The 17221-nt window shown below is 56.7% G+C and carries 20 protein-coding genes and 1 pseudogene; 8 read left to right on the top strand and 13 right to left on the bottom strand.

Annotated elements, in window-relative coordinates:
* Positions 1–78: 78 nt before the first annotated feature.
* Genes RSAL33209_RS09905 through RSAL33209_RS09880 form a run of 6 tightly spaced genes read left to right on the top strand, consistent with a single transcriptional unit; the run spans position 79 to position 5042 of the window.
* Positions 79–888 carry a helix-turn-helix transcriptional regulator gene (locus RSAL33209_RS09905; RefSeq protein ID WP_012245636.1) on the top strand — a complete coding sequence of 270 codons (810 nt, stop codon included), beginning with the start codon at positions 79–81 and terminating at the stop codon, positions 886–888.
* Positions 888–2369: a Fe-S cluster assembly protein SufB gene (gene sufB / locus RSAL33209_RS09900; protein ID WP_012245635.1), complete on the top strand. Its 1482-nt coding sequence runs from the start codon at positions 888–890 to the stop codon at positions 2367–2369. Before RSAL33209_RS09905 ends, sufB begins: the two co-directional genes overlap by 1 nt.
* A 26-nt stretch (positions 2370–2395) precedes the next feature.
* Complete coding sequence (gene sufD / locus RSAL33209_RS09895; protein WP_049759089.1) at positions 2396–3583, top strand: Fe-S cluster assembly protein SufD; 1188 nt, start codon at positions 2396–2398, stop codon at positions 3581–3583.
* Complete coding sequence (locus RSAL33209_RS09890) at positions 3584–3925, top strand: non-heme iron oxygenase ferredoxin subunit (protein ID WP_012245633.1); 342 nt, start codon at positions 3584–3586, stop codon at positions 3923–3925.
* A 25-nt stretch (positions 3926–3950) separates the two neighbouring features.
* A complete protein-coding gene (sufC, locus tag RSAL33209_RS09885; RefSeq protein ID WP_012245632.1) occupies positions 3951–4715 on the top strand; it encodes a Fe-S cluster assembly ATPase SufC in 765 nt (254 codons plus the stop codon).
* A 9-nt stretch (positions 4716–4724) separates the two neighbouring features.
* Positions 4725–5042, top strand: coding sequence for a metal-sulfur cluster assembly factor (locus RSAL33209_RS09880; RefSeq protein ID WP_012245631.1), 318 nt, complete (start codon positions 4725–4727; stop codon positions 5040–5042).
* Positions 5043–5241: 199 nt separating this feature from the next.
* Here RSAL33209_RS09880 and RSAL33209_RS17120 read toward each other — a convergent pair.
* A pseudogene (locus tag RSAL33209_RS17120) lies at positions 5242–6507 on the bottom strand (IS3 family transposase).
* A 70-nt stretch (positions 6508–6577) separates the two neighbouring features.
* On the opposite strand from RSAL33209_RS17120, the gene RSAL33209_RS09865 reads away from it, so the two are divergent.
* Positions 6578–6976 carry a prolyl oligopeptidase family serine peptidase gene (locus RSAL33209_RS09865; RefSeq protein WP_012245629.1) on the top strand — a complete coding sequence of 133 codons (399 nt, stop codon included), beginning with the start codon at positions 6578–6580 and terminating at the stop codon, positions 6974–6976.
* Here RSAL33209_RS09865 and RSAL33209_RS09860 read toward each other — a convergent pair.
* From RSAL33209_RS09860 to RSAL33209_RS09830, 8 genes are all read right to left on the bottom strand, one after another.
* Positions 6973–7182, bottom strand: coding sequence for a hypothetical protein (locus RSAL33209_RS09860; RefSeq protein WP_049758961.1), 210 nt, complete (start codon positions 7180–7182; stop codon positions 6973–6975). The genes RSAL33209_RS09865 and RSAL33209_RS09860 overlap by 4 nt on opposite strands.
* A gap of 128 nt (positions 7183–7310) precedes the next feature.
* Entirely contained in the window at positions 7311–7835 is a 525-nt protein-coding gene (locus RSAL33209_RS09855) for a ferritin (RefSeq protein ID WP_012245628.1), read from the bottom strand.
* A gap of 90 nt (positions 7836–7925) precedes the next feature.
* Positions 7926–8948 carry a zinc ribbon domain-containing protein gene (locus RSAL33209_RS09850; protein WP_114597622.1) on the bottom strand — a complete coding sequence of 341 codons (1023 nt, stop codon included), beginning with the start codon at positions 8946–8948 and terminating at the stop codon, positions 7926–7928.
* Between the two features lie 9 nt (positions 8949–8957).
* Positions 8958–10550 carry a helicase HerA-like domain-containing protein gene (locus RSAL33209_RS09845; RefSeq protein ID WP_012245626.1) on the bottom strand — a complete coding sequence of 531 codons (1593 nt, stop codon included), beginning with the start codon at positions 10548–10550 and terminating at the stop codon, positions 8958–8960.
* Between the two features lie 50 nt (positions 10551–10600).
* A complete protein-coding gene (locus tag RSAL33209_RS18760) occupies positions 10601–10798 on the bottom strand; it encodes an AEC family transporter (RefSeq protein ID WP_012245625.1) in 198 nt (65 codons plus the stop codon).
* Between the two features lie 3 nt (positions 10799–10801).
* Positions 10802–11515: an AEC family transporter gene (locus RSAL33209_RS09840; RefSeq protein ID WP_012245624.1), complete on the bottom strand. Its 714-nt coding sequence runs from the start codon at positions 11513–11515 to the stop codon at positions 10802–10804.
* An 11-nt stretch (positions 11516–11526) separates the two neighbouring features.
* A complete protein-coding gene (panD, locus tag RSAL33209_RS09835; RefSeq protein ID WP_012245623.1) occupies positions 11527–11943 on the bottom strand; it encodes an aspartate 1-decarboxylase in 417 nt (138 codons plus the stop codon).
* A 19-nt stretch (positions 11944–11962) separates the two neighbouring features.
* A complete protein-coding gene (locus RSAL33209_RS09830) occupies positions 11963–12820 on the bottom strand; it encodes a LysR family transcriptional regulator (RefSeq protein WP_041685558.1) in 858 nt (285 codons plus the stop codon).
* 119 nt (positions 12821–12939) lie between these two features.
* On the opposite strand from RSAL33209_RS09830, the gene RSAL33209_RS09825 reads away from it, so the two are divergent.
* Complete coding sequence (locus RSAL33209_RS09825) at positions 12940–14319, top strand: MFS transporter (protein WP_012245621.1); 1380 nt, start codon at positions 12940–12942, stop codon at positions 14317–14319.
* A gap of 14 nt (positions 14320–14333) precedes the next feature.
* On the opposite strand, the gene RSAL33209_RS09820 is transcribed toward RSAL33209_RS09825, so the two are convergent.
* The 4 genes from RSAL33209_RS09820 to RSAL33209_RS09805 are packed head-to-tail and all read right to left on the bottom strand — an operon-like array spanning position 14334 to position 17187.
* The gene (locus tag RSAL33209_RS09820) at positions 14334–14912 is read right to left on the bottom strand and encodes an MBL fold metallo-hydrolase (protein ID WP_012245620.1); all 579 of its coding nucleotides are present in this window, start codon (positions 14910–14912) and stop codon (positions 14334–14336) included.
* Positions 14909–15994 (bottom strand): S-(hydroxymethyl)mycothiol dehydrogenase, encoded by a 1086-nt coding sequence (locus RSAL33209_RS09815; RefSeq protein WP_012245619.1) that lies wholly within the window; start codon positions 15992–15994, stop codon positions 14909–14911. Before RSAL33209_RS09815 ends, RSAL33209_RS09820 begins: the two co-directional genes overlap by 4 nt.
* Before the next feature lie 36 nt (positions 15995–16030).
* Entirely contained in the window at positions 16031–16351 is a 321-nt protein-coding gene (locus tag RSAL33209_RS09810) for a DUF1905 domain-containing protein (RefSeq protein ID WP_012245618.1), read from the bottom strand.
* Positions 16348–17187 carry an alpha/beta fold hydrolase gene (locus RSAL33209_RS09805; protein WP_012245617.1) on the bottom strand — a complete coding sequence of 280 codons (840 nt, stop codon included), beginning with the start codon at positions 17185–17187 and terminating at the stop codon, positions 16348–16350. Before RSAL33209_RS09805 ends, RSAL33209_RS09810 begins: the two co-directional genes overlap by 4 nt.
* Positions 17188–17221 lie beyond the last annotated feature (34 nt).

Below are 17221 nucleotides of genomic sequence, written 5' to 3'. Positions count from 1 at the left end.
CGCGACAAATATAGCCAAAATTACCGGGGAAGGCCCGCCTAACTAGTTGACGGGAAGCTATTAGGTCATAATTGTGTTGTGTATTCCATGAAGGTTGAATCTCAGGAATCCGGCGTGCCCTCGCCGGCCCTTGGAATACCCTTCGGAACTTCGGTTCCGCCCGGTATTGAAAGTGATGAACGCACTCGAGACAGAGTTCGCAGTGCGGTGTTGGAACACGGCCCAGCCAGCGCCGCCCAACTTGGTACCTTGCTCGGTTTTACGCCAGCCGCGGTTCGTCGGCACCTTGATCAGTTAGCCAAGAGCGGCGTCATCGAGGTTAAACTTGTTCGCGGCTCAGGCAAGGGTGCCGGGCGTCCAGCGCGACGTTACGTCCTTTCCAGCCATGGCCAATCTGACTTGGGCAATGACTACCTGCAGATAGCTCGGACCGCGCTGTCGCAATTGGTTGAGGTCAAAGGCGAGCGAGCCATTCAAGAGTTCGCTGAGCAACGGTTTGCCAAGATGGAAAAGCGTTACGAGCCGCTCCTCGCCGAAGCTGGCGACGACGTCGTGCGGCGAGCCGCGATTCTCTCCGAGGCACTCAGCGGAGATGGCTATGTATCCTCGGCAAATCAGTTGCTGGGCTCCGGGCCGTTGCAGGCTGTGCAGCTTTGCCAGGGTCACTGCCCTGCTTTGGAGTTGGCAGCCGAATTCCCAGAATTCTGCGAAGCGGAAACTGAAGCTTTTTCCCGTCTGTTAGGCGTTGACGTCCGGCGGCTATCTACCTTGGCCAGCGGCGGACACGTTTGCACAACCCACATTCCTACCGGCCGACTTCCACAAGAAGACGAGCCGGGGCAATCAGCATCAATCGCATCCACCGATCTGCAGAAAGGCAGCAACTGATGACAGATCAACTGGCCGACAGTCAGACAGACACAGCCCAGAAAGAGGCCACCGACACGGTGATAACCGACATCTTGGAACGCAATCCGGAGCTGGAAGGCATCGGAAACTACGCTTTCGGCTGGTCGGATAAAAACGAAGTGAGCGACAACGCTCGCCGTGGTTTGAGCGAAGAAGTTGTTCGGGATATTTCCTCGAAGAAGAACGAGCCGCAGTGGATGCTCGATTTGCGACTCAAAGGCTTGAAGTACTTTGACCGGAAGCCGATGCCCAACTGGGGTGCGGACCTTTCCGGCATTGACTTCGACAACATCAAATACTTCGTCCGCTCCACCGAGAAGCAGGCCGGTTCCTGGGAAGAGCTGCCGGACGACATCCGCAACACTTACGAGCGCTTGGGCATCCCGAAAGCTGAGCGCAATCGCTTGGTCTCGGGCGTTGCCGCTCAGTACGAGTCTGAGGTTGTTTACCACCAGATTCGCGAAGACCTTGAGCAGCAAGGTGTGATCTTCCTCGACACGGATACCGCGTTGAAAGAACACCCGGAGATCTTCCAGGAATATTTCGGCACGATCATTCCGGTGGGCGATAACAAATTCGCTTCGCTGAATACCGCGGTCTGGTCCGGCGGCTCCTTTGTGTACGTCCCGCCGGGCGTACACGTGGAAATCCCGCTGCAAGCCTATTTCCGGATCAATACCGAGAACATGGGCCAGTTTGAGCGGACGCTGATCATCGCGGATGAGGGCTCCTATGTGCACTACATCGAGGGCTGTACCGCGCCGATCTATACCTCGGATTCTTTGCACTCCGCTGTCGTGGAAATCGTTGTGAAGAAGAACGCTCGCGTTCGTTACACCACGATCCAGAACTGGTCGAACAACGTCTACAACTTGGTTACCAAGCGTGCGATTGCACACGAAGGCGCCACCATGGAGTGGATCGATGGCAACATCGGTTCCAAAGTCACGATGAAATACCCTGCGGTCTACCTAGTTGGCGAGCACGCAAAGGGCGAGACGCTTTCGATCGCGTTCGCTGGCGAGGGTCAGCACCAGGACACCGGCTCGAAGATGGTACACATCGCGCCAAACACTAAGTCTTCGATTATCTCCAAATCGGTGGCCCGTGGTGGTGGCCGTGCGGCATACCGTGGTTTGGTGCAGATTCGTGAAGGTGCGGAGCACTCGGCAAACACCGTGCGCTGCGATGCGCTCCTGGTGGATACGATTTCCCGCTCGGACACTTATCCCTATGTCGATATCCGTGAAGACGATGTCTCGATGGGCCACGAAGCTACCGTTTCACGGGTTAGCGAAGAACAGCTGTTCTACCTGATGTCTCGCGGAATGCGTGAAGACGAGGCGATGGCGATGATCGTGCGCGGCTTTATTGAGCCAATTGCGCGCGAACTGCCGATGGAATATGCGTTAGAACTGAACCGGCTGATCGAACTGCAAATGGAAGGATCGGTGGGCTAGTAGTGAGCACCCCCGTTATCGCCGGAATGAGCGAAGAGGGCGAGACCCTACTCGACTCCAAGGTGGACAAGCACCACAGCCACGGCACCGAAGTGATGGCTTCACGCGCCGAGCGACTGACTAGTCAGAACGTGGCGGATTTCAAAGTTCCTAGCGGTCTTGAAGAGGAATGGCGCTTCACTTCGGTGAAGAAGCTCGCTGAGTTCTTCACCGAAGTTGATACCGATCCAGCTGCCATTGAAACCACTTTCGAAGCGGCCGAGGGATACCTCGGTTCCGCTTTGAGCTTGGGACAGACGCCCCGCGGAACCGCTCTTGTACCAGCAGATCGTGCCGCGGCCATTGCCTCCGCAAAATCGGCTGAGGCAATCTATGTGCGGATTCCGGAAAATGCTGAACTCACCGAACCGCTCAAAGTCACAGTGACTGGGCAAGGTGAAGGCCGTCGCTCAAATGCACATTATGTGATTGAAGCCGGTGCCAACTCGCGCGCCGTCGTGATTTTGGATCACCGCGGCAGCGCCGATCACAACGGCAATGCCGAGATCATTGTGGGTCAAGGTGCCGAGCTTACCGTCGTCAGCGTGCAGCGCTGGGATTACACTGCAAAGCACCTGGGCCAGCACGACGCCGTCGTGGCTAAGGACGGCAAGCTCAAACACGTAGTGATCACCTTGGGCGGCTCAATAGTTCGGCTCAATGTCAATGCACGTTATGCCGGCGAGGGAGCTGAAGCCGAGCTTTTCGGTCTTTACTTTGCCGATGCCGGTCAGCACTTGGAGCACCGGACGTTCATTGACCACAACGTGCCCAACTCAAAGTCCAATGTGCTCTACAAGGGTGCTTTGCAGGGCGCTGGCGCACATACCGTGTGGGTTGGCGATGTGCTCATTCAGAAGCAGGCGATTGGCACTGATAGCTACGAGAAGAACCAGAACCTGATCCTGACCGACGGTGCGCGCGCTGATTCAGTGCCGAACTTGGAGATTGAGACGGGTCTGATCGAGGGTGCCGGCCACGCTAGCTCCACTGGACGATTCGATGATGAGCACTTGTTCTACTTGATGGCTCGTGGCATTTCTGAGCGAGATGCGCGCCGTTTGGTGGTTCGTGGCTACCTCAACGAGGTCATCCAAAAGATCAAAGTGCCCGCACTCGAAGAAGAACTGGTTGCGGCGTTGGAGCGCGAACTCGAGGCTTCGGGGGCGCTCTAAATGGCTGCTGAGCTGGTGTGCCGAGTGTACGAAGTTGGCGTAAAAAGCGCACTGCGCGTTGAGATTGACAATGTTCCGGTGGCAATTGTGAAAGATTCTGAGGGCGTATTGCACGCGGTCGGAGACACTTGCTCGCACGCTGAGATTTCGCTCAGCGAAGGTGACGTCGAAGGTTGCACGATTGAGTGCTGGGCACATGGTTCCAGCTTTGATCTCAGCTCCGGCCAACCGCAGACGTTGCCCGCTTACGAACCTATTCCGGTTTTCGCCTTGAGCATCGAGGGCCAGGATGTCTATGTGGACATCGCCCAGATTCTCAACGGCGTCGAACTGATTAATTAAAGACTTTTTAAGGAAAGAAGAAGACATGTCCACTCTGGAAATCAAGGACCTGCACGTCAGCATTGAGACGGAGCAAGGCAAAAAGGAAATCCTCAAAGGCGTAAGCCTGGTCATTCGCACCGGCGAAACGCACGCCATTATGGGCCCGAATGGCTCAGGTAAGTCGACTTTGGCCTCCACTATTGCCGGTCACCCGCGCTACATTGTGGATTCGGGCTCAATCACCCTGGACGGTGAAAACGTCTTGGAGATGAGCGTTGATGAGCGCGCACGGGCAGGGCTGTTCTTAGCCATGCAGTACCCGGTGGAGATCCCCGGTGTCACCATGAGCAACTTCCTGCGCACGGCAAAGACCGTAATTGACGGCGAAGCGCCTGCACTGCGGACCTGGACCAAAGACGTCAAGGCTGCGATGACTCAGCTGCGCATTGACACCGAATTTGCCCAGCGTAACGTCAACGAAGGCTTCTCCGGTGGTGAAAAGAAGCGCCACGAAATTCTTCAGCTGGAGCTTTTCGCACCGAAGTTCGCGATTCTTGACGAAACCGATTCCGGCCTGGACGTTGATGCGCTGAAGATTGTTTCCGAAGGCGTCAACCGCGCCCAAGAGGGTGGCAACATGGGCACGCTGCTGATCACGCACTACACCCGGATTTTGCGCTACATCAAGCCGGAGTTCGTACACGTATTTGTGGACGGCAAAGTGGCTGAAGAAGGTGGCCCAGAGCTGGCTGACCGTCTGGAAGAAGAAGGCTACGATCGCTTCCTGACTGCTGAAGCTCAGGCGTAGGCTAATCGCATGAGTGCAACTGTCGAATTGCCAGAGCTGGAAGAAGCGCTGCGCGACGTTATTGACCCTGAGCTTGGCGTCAATGTGGTGGACCTGGGGCTTCTCTACGGTCTGCGCTACGCCGAGGACGGTGCGCTGCTGCTGGATATGACGCTGACCACGGCGGCCTGTCCGCTGCAAGACGTCATTGAAGAGCAAGTTGAAAAGACACTTGGCGGCCTTGTCGACGAATGGCGGATCAACTGGGTATGGATGCCGCCATGGGGTCCAGAGAAAATTACCGATGACGGCAAAGATCAGATGCGAGCCCTCGGCTTCAACATCTAACTCTTTATCCTTCTTTCTCAAACGCTGCACCACTTTTGGTTGCTATGAGCCCTTCATAGCAACCAAAAGTGGTGCAGCGTTTTGCGTGGGGTTGCGTAGGTCGATCAGCATCACGGTGCCTAAAATCACCAAAGCGGCGGTTACGGAAGCACTGACATCGGTAAGCCAGTGAATCGCCCCGGCGTGTCCGGAGGGTTTCTCAGACGATGAGCCTGTCGGCGGCTTCCGTGCTCTGGTAGTGATTGTAGTAGTGGTTTTCTAGCTCTACTGGTGGGATGTCTCCGCAGTACTGGTAGAGCCTTCGGTGGTTGTACCAATCGGCCCATTCAGCGGTGCCGATTTCGACTTCTTCTAGAGTCCGCCAGGGCTTGCCGGGTTTGATCAGCTCGGTCTTATAAAGCCCGTTGATGGTTTCCGCCAAGGCGTTGTCGTAACTATCACCCACAGAACCGATCGAGGGGCGGATACCGGTCTGGGCCAGGCGTTCGGTGAAGGCCAAGGAGGCGTATTGAGCCCCGGCATCGTGATGATGAATCACCCCGGAAATCTCAGCCCCGGCCCGTTCACGACTCCAGATTGCCTGATTAACTGCGTTGAGCACTAGCACGGTGTTCATAGAAGCACTCGCTGACCAGCCCAGGATCCTCCGAGAGTAAGCATCGATAACGAAGGCAACATAGACCCACCCGGACCAGGTCGAAACATAGGTGAAATCAGCTACCCATAGCCGATCCGGTGCCGTTGGTGTGAAATCACGGCGGACCAAGTCCTTCGCTCGGGCTGCCTTCGAGTCTTTGATCGTGGTGCGTTTGACCTTGCCACGGACCGCACCCTGTATGCCAAGTAACCCCATGAGCCGTTCTACCGTGCACCTGGCCACCGGCACACCTTCACGGTTCATCGCCAACCAGACTTTCCTGGTGCCGTAAACCCCGTAATTAGCGGCATACACCTTCTGGATCACGGGCTTGAGCACCTCATCACGTTGTTCTCGGTGAGATCGTGTTTTATCCACCCATTCGTAGTACGTGGACGGGGTGGTCTTCACCCCGTCCCAGTAAGCACCTGGCAGATCGACTCGACACCCCACCGCAATCCATTATTCTCGCGGTGACCGGCATGGTCCTTGATGTATTTCACGATCAGTGTTGTGGCGGTCGAGTTCGACCGCGAAAAAAGCTGAAGCACTCCGAAGGATCGCGTTCGCCCGTTTCAGCTCAGCGTTCTCACGCCGTAACCGTTTCAGCTCGGCCGATTCCGTGCTCGTTGTTCCAGTTCTAGTACCAACATCGATCTCGGCTTGCCGGACCCATTTACGCACCGTTTCCGGCACACCCACACCCAAAAGCTGGGCAACTTTTTGCATCGCCGCCCACGCCGAAGATGCACCCTCCATCTCCGCCACCATGCGCACCGCACGATCCTTCAACTCCTGCGGATACCGTGTCGTAGTTTTCCCTGCCATGTCCTGATCCTCTCAAACAAGAAAGTCTCCGGACACACCGGGGCGATTCACTTCGGTTGTCACAGCCGGTGTGACGCATGCCAGTTCCTGGGAGCTGGAAGGCCATAGCAAGCGGACCGATGCCGCTCATTACTGGAATCGGAAGATGGCGCCGGAATTGATGGCGGATCGATCCCCGAACACGTATGTGCAAAATATCGTCAGTCCGATGCTGGTGATCCATGGCGATAAAGATTACCGAGTCACTGTGGGCGAAGGATTCCGGCTTTGGTCTGACCTGCTCTCAGAATCACCGGATGCGACGGATTCGGAAGGGAAGACAGTGCACCGATTCCTGTACTTTCCCGACGAAGGTCACTGGATTCTCAAACCTCAGCACGCCCGGGTGTGGTACTCCACCGTGGAAGCTTTCCTCGCAGAACATGTCTTGGGAACTGAGAGCGAATTCTTAGAGAAACTGGGGCTCTAGCCAGCGCTAATCACCATGGACTGCACTTTGCCATCCAGCACCGTGAAAACGAAGGGGCTAATGCCGTTATAGCCATTGCCTCCGGTCCGGATGCTGACTAGGTACTTGCCCTGACCCTGCTCGGTCACGGACAACGCTTCCCAGGTGGCCTGTTTGCCAATGTTGTCGGTCGAATTCCAACTAGCGATGCCTTCGGAGCCGCTCAATTTGCGGCCCCAATCATCAGTATCCCTTAAACGCGTCGAGTGTCGACTTGTGGCTGGTTTCTCCGAAGAAAACCAGCCACAAGTCGACACTCGACGGCGGGGCGGTGAAGTGCGGTGCGGGTGACGGTTTAGAGCGCTCGGCCGGCGGCTTCGGGCGCTGAGGAATCCTCGCCGCCGTCGCCAATGGTTTCGCGGGCAATGAAGTTCTCGATGTCGAAAAGGCTGTCTGCGCGCTCGGCGATGTTGACCAAAGTGCTCATCGAGGCGACTTCCTCGACCTGCTCTTTGAGGAACCAAAGCATGAACTGCTCACCGAGAGCGTCGTTTTCGGTGCGGGCCGTGGCGAACAACTTCTCGATCTGCGAAGTAACCTGCTTTTCCTGCTCTAGGGCCAGTTTCAGCGGCTCAGTGACATCGTTGAAGTTGTTCACAATCTCGCCGATGCCAGGAATTTTGACGTCCTGGTCGCGGTCCAGCATGTACTGAACCATCATCATGGCGTGATTGCGCTCTTCGAGCGATTGCTTGTAGAAGTGAGCGGCCAGCTGCGGCAGGTCCTGGGAATCGAACCAGACGGATACCGCAATGTACTGCTGTGAAGCAGCGAACTCGTGACCGATTTGCTCTTGCAGAAGTGTGTTGAATTGGCTCATTACACTAGCCTAGTTATTCTGACTGATTCTCGATAGCAAGCGAAGGCAATCCTCAAGAAGGTTAGGCTGGCCGTACTTGCCTGCGCGGGCCTAGTACTGAACTACCGGAGTTACTTCGACTTTTTCGCCGCTAATGTTCAATTTGGCTGAAAAGAAGAACTCTTGCACTTTGTCCACATCGCTCGCTGCACCGCTCAAGCTGTCCTTTTCGGAGAATTTGATTTCCGCTTTGAACTTCAACGGGGCAATGACCCAGCTGCCGTTGTAGGCCGAAATTGCTGCTTGTGGGTAGGAAACGATCGTCCAAGCAATATCGCCGGTAATTCGATTGTTTGTCCGGTAATTGAGTGGGCAACCACTTGGTCGGAGCACCTTTTGCTGAGCGCATTGGTCGGTGTACTGTTTGAGCGCCTTATTGACCTGATCGACTAATTCAGCCGACGGCTCAGGGGCCAAAGTAACCGGTGATGGCCTGGAAATCGGCGAATCAACAAGCACCGTACCGGGCTTCGCCGTGAAGAGCTTGCCTTGGTAACCCGCCTCGTAGCTGCCGGGATAGAGCAATGAAAAGGTGTTTTTCCCCGCTGGCATCGGTACATCAACACCGTTGATGGTGGCCTGCGTCTGGTTGACTACCGAGACATCCAGTACCGGCAACGAAGTTGGCACAAACTTCCATTTATTGAAGAAGATCCATTGCGAGCCAACCGGTTCCAAGGTGAAATCGCTGCTGTGTCCGGAGCCTGCCATTTGAAAATTCACCGAAATCTTGACCCGGCCATTGTCCAAGGTCGTCGGATTTCCCACCTGAATATCGCTAATTCCAGCAGCGGCTGTTTTGAGGGCTTGGCCATCGAGTAGAGCTGCTGAGGCGTTGGGCAGATTTGCACCTAGCAAGCCCAATGCGCGCGATCCATCGCCGTCCTGAAGCGCTTGCAAATAGTCGCGTACCGGCTGCTGTGGCCCGTATAAATTCGCATTCACTACCTGGATAGTGATGATGGCAGCGGCAATGCTCAAAAGAAGACCAAAAAGCCACACCGCGGCAACTCGGACCAGCTTGGACCCGCGTTGCTCGCTTGTAGGAGTCTCAGCCGTTGTTGAATGGGTCAAGGGCAACGACTAACGACGACGACGGCTGGTGGTACCGAACATATCGCGCATGATGTTGCGTCCCAAGCTGGTACCCATTGAGCGCACCATCGACTGCAAGCCGCGACCCAGGATTCCGCCCAGCGCGCCAGCAACTTCAGCGCCAAAGCCGCCTTGCTGCTGCTCAGGTGCTGGTGGCGGCGGGATCGGAACCGGCGGAGCCGGCATAGGCGGCGCAGGATCGCCTACCGAATCACCGGTGGGCGGTGCTGCTTGGTTTTGCAGTTTCTCAAAAGCAGAAATCGGGTCCACCTCGGTGCCGTACTTTGCCAGGAGCGGCGAGCCAGCAACCGTTGACTTGACCGTATCTTCCGCGCTTGGCCCCATCACGGATTCTGGTGCCCGCAACCGGGTCAAAGCGACCGGCGTCGGCGCGCCTTTTTCATTCATCACGGTGACTACCGCTTCACCGATACCCGCACTGGTCAAGGTTTTTTCCAGATCGTAATCGCTGATCGGGAAGGTGGACACCGTAGCTTTGAGTGCTTTGGCATCGTCAGGAGTGAACGCACGCAGCGCATGTTGCACCCGGTTTGCCAGCTGAGCCAGCACATCCGAGGGCACGTCTTTTGGCGTCTGGGTGACGAAGAAGATGCCAACGCCCTTGGAGCGAATCAGCCGGACTGTCTGCGTAATAGCGGCCAAGAACGCTTTAGTGGCGTCTTTGAAAAGCAAGTGCGCCTCATCGAGGAAGAACACCAGTTTCGGCTTTTCTTGATCGCCCACTTCATGCAGGTCGCGGAACAAATCCGCCAACAACCACATCAGGAAGGTAGAGAACAACATGGGCTTGTCCTGCACATTAGGCAGTTCCAAACAGGTGATCACACCGCGGCCGTCGGGAGCTACCCGAATCAGCTCAGCGGTATCGAATTCTGGCATGCCAAAGAATTTGGTCATGCCCTGTGCTTCCAAAGTGACTAGCTCGCGCAAAATCAAACCCGCGGTAGCTTTGGACAGCCCGCCCAGCTCGGCGAGAGCTGCTTTGCCCTCATCTGAGGTGAGGACCTGAAGCACTGCGCGCAGATCTTTAAGGTCGTAAAGTTCCAAACCTTGGGTGTCGGCGTAATGGAATATCAGCTGCAGGCTGGACTCTTGCGTCTCATTGAGCTGCAGCACGCGGGAAAGCAGAATCGGCCCAAACGAGGTGATTGACGCGCGGACCGGTACACCATTGCCGTCGCCGCCGAGTGCGAGGAATTCAACGGGGAACGCTTTAGCCGCCCATTCTTGGCCCAAGCTTTGGGTGCGAGCGGTGAGCTTATCGCTCGCGGTTCCCGGTGTTGCCAAGCCAGACAAATCGCCTTTGATGTCTGCCATGAAAACGGGCACGCCCGCCGTCGAAAGCTGCTCGGCAATCATGTGCAAGGTCACCGTCTTACCGGTGCCGGTTGCGCCCGCAACGAGACCGTGCCGGTTCATCATGGACAACGGAAGCCGCACTTGGGCGTCTTTGTAAACCTGATCCTCAACCAGCGCAGCGCCGAGGGCAATTGCCGGGGTGTCGAAGGTGTAGCCCTGGGTGATGTTAGCGACGATATCCGCCGCGCTCTTGGAAGCCATGAGGTTAGAGTACCTGCTGAAGACGAAGTTCTGCCCGAATTTGACTAGCCTCAGGCCAAAACTGCGGCGACTACCAGCATTGCCGGCACCGCAATCGCGGTGGTGAGCAACACCGTGTCCTTGGCCTGGGCCACACCGGCTTGGTAACGGGCGGCAATCACAAAGACATTCTGGGCCGTGGGCAGGCCGGCAAGCACGACGGCGGCAAACAACGCCGGGCCGCTCAAATGAAACACGGTGGTTGCCAATACCTACGCCGCCAGCGGTTGAATGACAAGTTTGACCGCGGTGGATAGCAGCACCGAGAGGCGACTGTTGAGGTCTTGAAGCGGTTTAGAGCCAAAGAGGGAGATGCCGAAGGCGATCAAAGCGCAAGGCACCGCAGCGCCACCGATCAATTGGAAAGGTTGCAGCATGAGATCCGGTGGATGCCAGCCAGAAGCCGCGATCACGGTGCCGGCAACCGAGGCGAGCAGCAGCGGGTTACTCACAACGCTCAACAGCAACTTGCCAGCTGAGGCATTCCGCCGGTGCCGGACTAATTCAATGAGCACGACGAAAATCGGTTGATAGATCGCTAGCTGAAAGATCACGATGGGCGCAGCGAGTGCGGCGTTGCCGAGCACATAAACCGCGATTGGCAGGCCTAGATTATTGGCATTGACGTAGGAAGCGCTCATGGTGCCCATGATGGATTCGGCGTCGAAAGGTTTGCGTCGAATCAAGGTAAGGATGACGTAGACGACGGCAGCCACGAACGCGGAACCGGCGACTATCCAAAATCCTGGGCCGAAAACGGTGTGTAAATCTGCTTGCGAAATTGTTTCGAAAAGCAGTGCTGGGCTTGCAACAAAAAAATTGAAACGATTGAGAACTTGCTGGCCGGAGTCACCGAGAACTTTGAACCGGCCAAGGAAGTAGCCGAGGGCAATGACTATCCAGACAAGGGAAAAGCCAATCAGCACACCACCTATGCTTAGGCCGTGGTGGAAAATGGTGGCCGGTTCAGGCCTTCGGTAAGAGCTTCTGCCGGGTCAGTTCCCAGCTGCACAATCTTGTTGGCGGCATCGACGTGCACGATTGACGGCAAGTACTCTCGCGCTTCTGCCGTGGTCATTTGGGCGTAACTAATCAAAATCACTGTGTCGCCAATGTTGACTAGGTGCGCCGCCGCGCCGTTAATGCCGATCACTCCGGAGCCGGCTTGACCTTCGATCGTGTAAGTCTCCAAACGGGAACCGTTGGTTACATCGACGATCGCAACAAGCTCGCCGGGCAGGATGTCTGCGGCGTCAAGCAGGTCTTTATCTACCGTGACCGAGCCAACGTAGTGCAAATTTGCGTGCGTGACCGTGGCGCGGTGAATCTTTGATTTGAACATAGTACGGATCATGGTGCGTCTATTCTAAGCGTCAGTTCCTGGCTGGGTTGAGTTTGCGTCCCATGATGGCTTGCTCTAGGGCATCAACGACGTCGGTTCTGGCGAGCGGGTTACGAACCAGCGTGAAATCAACCTCGCCCACCGGCGGCAGGTCGAAACGCCGAGTGATCGAAACAAGGTCATCAGGAATCAAGGTGGAGGGCATCACGGTAATGCCGATTCTGGCTCTCACCGCCGCGATTACTCCGTTGATTTCCTTGGTATTGCAGGTAATTCGCCAGGTCCGACCGGTGCTTTCCAAAGCGTCAATCGCCAGGGACCGGCTAAGGCTGGGTGTTGGGTAAGTGATCAGAGGCACAGGTGCACCGGGAATCAGCTGTGTGCCCTCTAGCCCGACCCAAGAAAAGTGGTCAGGCCGCACCACGGTGCCTTCTTGAGCGCCAGAGACCAATTTAACAAAAACGAGATCCAGCTGGCCAGCTTTAACTCGTCGGTAGAGCTGATCGCTCTGGCTCACGGTCAGATCCAAATTGATCTGTGGGTAGAGCTGCCGGAAGTCGCGCAAAATGGTGGGCAGTCGCGTGTAGGCGAGATCATCTGCGGTGCCAAATCTGAGCCGACCACGCATCGCCGCACCGGAAAAATAGCGCGCTGCATCATCTTGAGCGGCCAGAATGTTGCGCGCGAACCATGCCATTGCATCGCCGTTATCGGTTAGACGAACTTCCCGAGTGTCCCGGAGCACCAACTGCCGGCCGGCTGCGTCTTCAAGCTTTCGAATGTGCTGGCTGATCGTGGGTTGACTCAAACCTAGGCGCTCGGCGGCTCTAGTGAAGTTCAAAGTTTCAGCAACGGCAAGGAAACTGCGCAGCTGGTCATTGTCGAACACCGAATCTCCATTCATTGCAATACGTAATGACAGTTAGAGGGATTATATGACTTCAGAATGAGGTTGACCACAGATAACGTTGAAGTATTCCCTCGTTCAGGCCCTATCCAAGGATTCCCGTGGCTTCCCCTGCAACTGCCCAAATTCCAACAACAAAAGTTTCCAGTAACCGAATCATTCCGAATTCTGCTGTTACCGCGCCGATCAGCCTGGTAGTGCAAAACAAGAGCGTCAAAAGTACCTTTGCGGCTTTTGCTATTCGAAACTACCGTTACTTCACCATCGCGCATTTCATTGCCGTCATCGCGTTGTGGATGCAGCGCATCGCCCAAGACTGGATTGTGCTGCAGCTCTCCGGCTCGGTGACCGCCGTCGGGATCACGGTAGCCCTGCAGTTCGCGCCAACTTTACTGTTGGGGCCATGGGGAGGCGTGCTTGCAGATCGCTTCTCCAAGCGCACCCTTTTGATGATTGCGCAATCAGCGGCAGCGGTTCTGGCTGGGATTATGGCCGTTCTGGCCTTGAGCGGCGCGCTTCAGGTTTGGCATGTTTACGTCGTCGCCTTGGTATTGGGTTTGGTTACTGTAGTTGATCAGCCCGCGCGGCAGGTATTTGTGAATGAACTAGTGGGCCCCACTCATTTGCGCAACGAAATCAGCATTAATTCCTCGATTTTTCAGCTGGGTGGCATGATCGGCCCAGCGGTCGCCGGTCTGATGCTGGTCGCGGTGGGCGGCGGCTGGGCCTTTGCCGCCAACGCGGTTGCTTGCCTCTTTACCGTGACGATGCTTTCGGGGATGCGTGGCTCGGAGCTGATTCGGTCCACGCCCGCGCCTCGATCTAAAGGGATGCTTGCTGAGGGAGCACGCTACTTGGCTTCAAAGCCGCCAATCTTGTTTTCGACGATTATGGCCGGGTTCGTCGCAGTGTTCGCCATGAGCCTGCCCGTGGTGATGGCTGCCTTTGCCGATCATGTTTTTGACGCAGGGCCCGGCGGATACGGCTTGCTAAACACCTTGGTGGCAATTGGCGCGCTCATTGGTGCCTTGGCCTCAACGCGGCGCAAGGAGTTGCGGCTACGTTCGGTAGTGGTGAGTGCGGGTTTCTACGGTTTATCGCTCGCGGTGGCGGCCTTTATGCCATCTATGTGGAGCTTCGGTGCGGTAATGGTCGTTGCGGGATTCAGCTGTCTGCTGTTTTTGACCGGCGCAAACCAGCTAGTGCAGGTATCCACTAACATGCAGATCCGCGGCCGAGTGATTAGCCTTTACATCATGGTATTGATTGGTGGTCAGGCAGTTGGTGGCCTCATGACTGGTTGGCTCGCTGAGCATATTGGACCGCACGCAGCACTGTTGTTAGCGGGCGGGGTCCCGGTGATAGCCGCCGTCGTTATTGGTGTGGTGCTCGCTCGTCGGGGCGAGTTGATGCTCAAGGTCAACCTGCGCCGCTCCGCTTTCCGTCGGCCCGGTCAACTACTGCAGATTGTGCACCGCTGAACACCCAGCTGAACTCAGTGACCGGTGCGGACCAAAGTTTCGCCGGGAAGTGTCAGCAATTTGGCTGTGATCGATTCGATAATCGTCGGGAAGTCGCTGTACGAACGGCCAGTTGCGCCCGGCCCGCCCTGGAAGAGCGTATCGCCAGAAAATACTGTTTTCGCGTCTGGTAGGTAGAAATAGCACGAGCCCGGCGAATGTTCAGGGGTGTGTAAAACGCGTAATTTCAGCTGGTCTGAACCGATGGGAAACTCATCGCCCTCGGTTAGCGGTCTAGGGGCTTCGGCTCCAGGATAAACAGCTTCCCAGAGCATGTTGTCCGCTGAGTGGAGGAAAATTTGCGCTCCACAGAGTTGCTGAAACTCGCCAACAGCCCGAATGTGATCGTCATGACCATGGCTGAGCAGGATCGCGCTGACTCGCCGTCCAGCCACCGCGGCAAATACTGCGCTGGCGTCGTGAGCGGGATCAATCACCAGCACTTCGGCGTCGTCCCCGATGATCCAGACGTTGTTTTCCACGTCCCAACTGCCACCGTCGAGCGAAAACTTCCCCTCAGTGACCAGTTGCCCAATGTGCACGCTAGCGCTCACAGTTCCACCACCGAGCGCAGCACCGAACCGGACTTCATCTTGTTGAAGGCTTCCTCAATATCGTCCAGACCGATGCGCTCTGAAACGAACGCGTCCAGATCCAGTCGGCCCAATCGGTACAAATCCACCAGGGCGGGGAAGTCCCTATTAGGCAGGCAATCGCCGTACCACGACGATTTCAACGAACCGCCACGACCAAAAACATCTAGCAGCGGCAATTCAATGACCGTCTCAGGCGTAGGCACACCAACCAGCACCACGGCGCCAGCTAAATCTCGCGCATAGAAAGCCTGCCGATAGGTTTCCGGCCGGCCGACGGCGTCGATCACCACATCCGCACCAAAACCACCAGTGAGCGCGCGAATTGCCTCGATCGGATCCTCCTTTGAAGAATCAACGATATGAGTGGCGCCGATTTTTTCTGCAGCCGCCAACTTCTTCGGGTCAATATCCACCGCGATAATCTTGCTGGCACCGGCTAGCTGAGCACCCGCGATGGCGGCACAGCCCACACCGCTGCAGCCAATAACCGCGACCGATTGACCGCGGCGAACCGCGCCAGTATTGATTGCGGCACCAAGCCCGGCCATGATCCAGCAACCCAACAGCCCAACTGCCGCCGGGTCGACGTCGTCGCGCACCTTGGTGCACTGGCCGGCGGCAACCAGTGTCTTTTCCGCAAACGCCCCAATACCCAAAGCTGGGCTGAGCTCAGTGCCATCCTCCAGAGTCATTTTCTGACTGGCATTGTGCGTGTTGAAGCAGTACTGAGCCTCACCCCGACGGCAGGCCCGGCATTCGCCACAAACGGTGCGCCAGTTCAAGATCGCCCTGTCGCCCGGCGCGATTTCGGTAACCCCTGCCCCCACCGAAGCGACCGCGCCGGTGGCTTCGTGCCCCAGCAGGAACGGAAACTCATCGTTAATGCCGCCCTGCTGGTAATGCAGATCGGTGTGGCAAACGCCGCAACTAATGATGTCCACCAAGGCCTCGCCCGGCCCCGGTTCAGGGACCAAAATGGTCTCAATGGTTACCGGGGCGTTCTTGGCGCTGGCTACGACGCCCTTGACGCGATGAGTCATATGGGGGTTCCTGTCTGCTCGGAGCTACTTCTGTACTCACCAACCTACGGCAGAGCAAACGGCAGCTAGGTCAGGCGGTTCTGCAAATGGACCTTGACCTAGTCGCCACCTTCCGATGCCAAGGGTTTTGCGCACCGCTGCTTTCAGCGGCAGCCAGTGCGTGCCGTCGCCCGAAGGCATCAATGTTGCCGCAATAGGGTGGCCGTCAACGGTTCCCTCGATTTTCACATGTTTGCGCGTGCCGAAGTGCGATACGGAATCTGGCACCGTGATGAAGGTCCAGCCACTGGTGTCATCAACAAAAGTCGGCCCGGAGAACTTTAGGTCAATCTGTTGCGGATAAGTCTGATCTGTCACGATCGAACCTCAGCTAGTACCGATCGAAGCCGCACGGCGAAGCCCGCCGGATCTTCGACAAAACCCGTGTGGCCGCCGGGAAAGTGGACTGCTTCGGTGTTCAGCGCGCTGGCGAGAGCAGTGCAGGTACGGTCACAAAACTGGCCCGCTGAGTCATCTCCCACCCCAATGATGAGATTGATCGGCACCGAGCTCAGCCGAGCGATACCGGGTTGCCAATGTGTGCTGAGTTTCATCTCGTGTAAGAAGAAGTGATTGTCGTCAGAAATCTGCTGCGCGGTGCGCTCGCCGCCAAACATGTACTCGAGAGCGCCTGGTGGCATCTCGATTGATGCGTGGGCAAAGAAGAGCTTCCAGCCGGCAAGCAGGCCTTCGGATTGATAAGCGGCAATCGTGGCGTCGGTTTCACGCAAAATCTGTTCATGATTTTCCAGCAGCTCCGCGAGCGGTGGCTCGTGCGCAATCACCGTGCTGAGCTGCTCAGGATGCGCTTGCGCTAGTGCCAAGCTGGTGACCGCGCCGCCGCTGGAGCCGAAAACGATCGCGGGGCCGGCGTCGACGGCCGTGATCAGTTGTGAAAGGTCCTCGGCGCGAATTTCCGGCGTCGAATCTTGGTTGGCGTCCTGCACGGTACTGTGCTGAACGCCGCGTGGATCTACCGTGAGCACGGTGTGGTCGGCGGCAAGTAGCTCGGCCATTGGCGTGAAGGCGTTTGCGTCCATCGGTGCGCCGATCAGCGCCAGCAGTGGGCCTTGGCCGCGCACTTCGTAGTGCAGGCTGGCGCCGTCGACGTCTAGGGTGTGAGTTTTGACAGGAACATTGGGGCTTGAGCTCATGGGAATCTCCTGGAAGGAAGAATGAAATTGCTCT

The sequence above is a fragment of the Renibacterium salmoninarum ATCC 33209 genome, assembly GCF_000018885.1.
Taxonomy (GTDB): domain Bacteria; phylum Actinomycetota; class Actinomycetes; order Actinomycetales; family Micrococcaceae; genus Renibacterium; species Renibacterium salmoninarum.
This window is presented reverse-complemented; position numbering and strand designations above follow the sequence as displayed.

Excerpts from the sequence above, each read along its gene's own strand:
- RSAL33209_RS09855 (WP_012245628.1), bottom strand. The coding sequence starts at position 7,835 with ATGAGCCAATTCAACACACTTCTGCAAGAGCAAATCGGTCACGAGTTC.
- RSAL33209_RS09815 (WP_012245619.1), bottom strand. The coding sequence starts at position 15,994 with ATGACTCATCGCGTCAAGGGCGTCGTAGCCAGCGCCAAGAACGCCCCG.
- RSAL33209_RS09805 (WP_012245617.1), bottom strand. The coding sequence starts at position 17,187 with ATGAGCTCAAGCCCCAATGTTCCTGTCAAAACTCACACCCTAGACGTC.
- sufD (WP_049759089.1), top strand. The coding sequence starts at position 2,396 with ATGAGCGAAGAGGGCGAGACCCTACTCGACTCCAAGGTGGACAAGCAC.
- sufC (WP_012245632.1), top strand. The coding sequence starts at position 3,951 with ATGTCCACTCTGGAAATCAAGGACCTGCACGTCAGCATTGAGACGGAG.
- RSAL33209_RS09845 (WP_012245626.1), bottom strand. The coding sequence starts at position 10,550 with ATGGCTTCCAAGAGCGCGGCGGATATCGTCGCTAACATCACCCAGGGC.
- RSAL33209_RS09880 (WP_012245631.1), top strand. The coding sequence starts at position 4,725 with ATGAGTGCAACTGTCGAATTGCCAGAGCTGGAAGAAGCGCTGCGCGAC.
- panD (WP_012245623.1), bottom strand. The coding sequence starts at position 11,943 with ATGATCCGTACTATGTTCAAATCAAAGATTCACCGCGCCACGGTCACG.
- RSAL33209_RS09890 (WP_012245633.1), top strand. The coding sequence starts at position 3,584 with ATGGCTGCTGAGCTGGTGTGCCGAGTGTACGAAGTTGGCGTAAAAAGC.
- sufB (WP_012245635.1), top strand. The coding sequence starts at position 888 with ATGACAGATCAACTGGCCGACAGTCAGACAGACACAGCCCAGAAAGAG.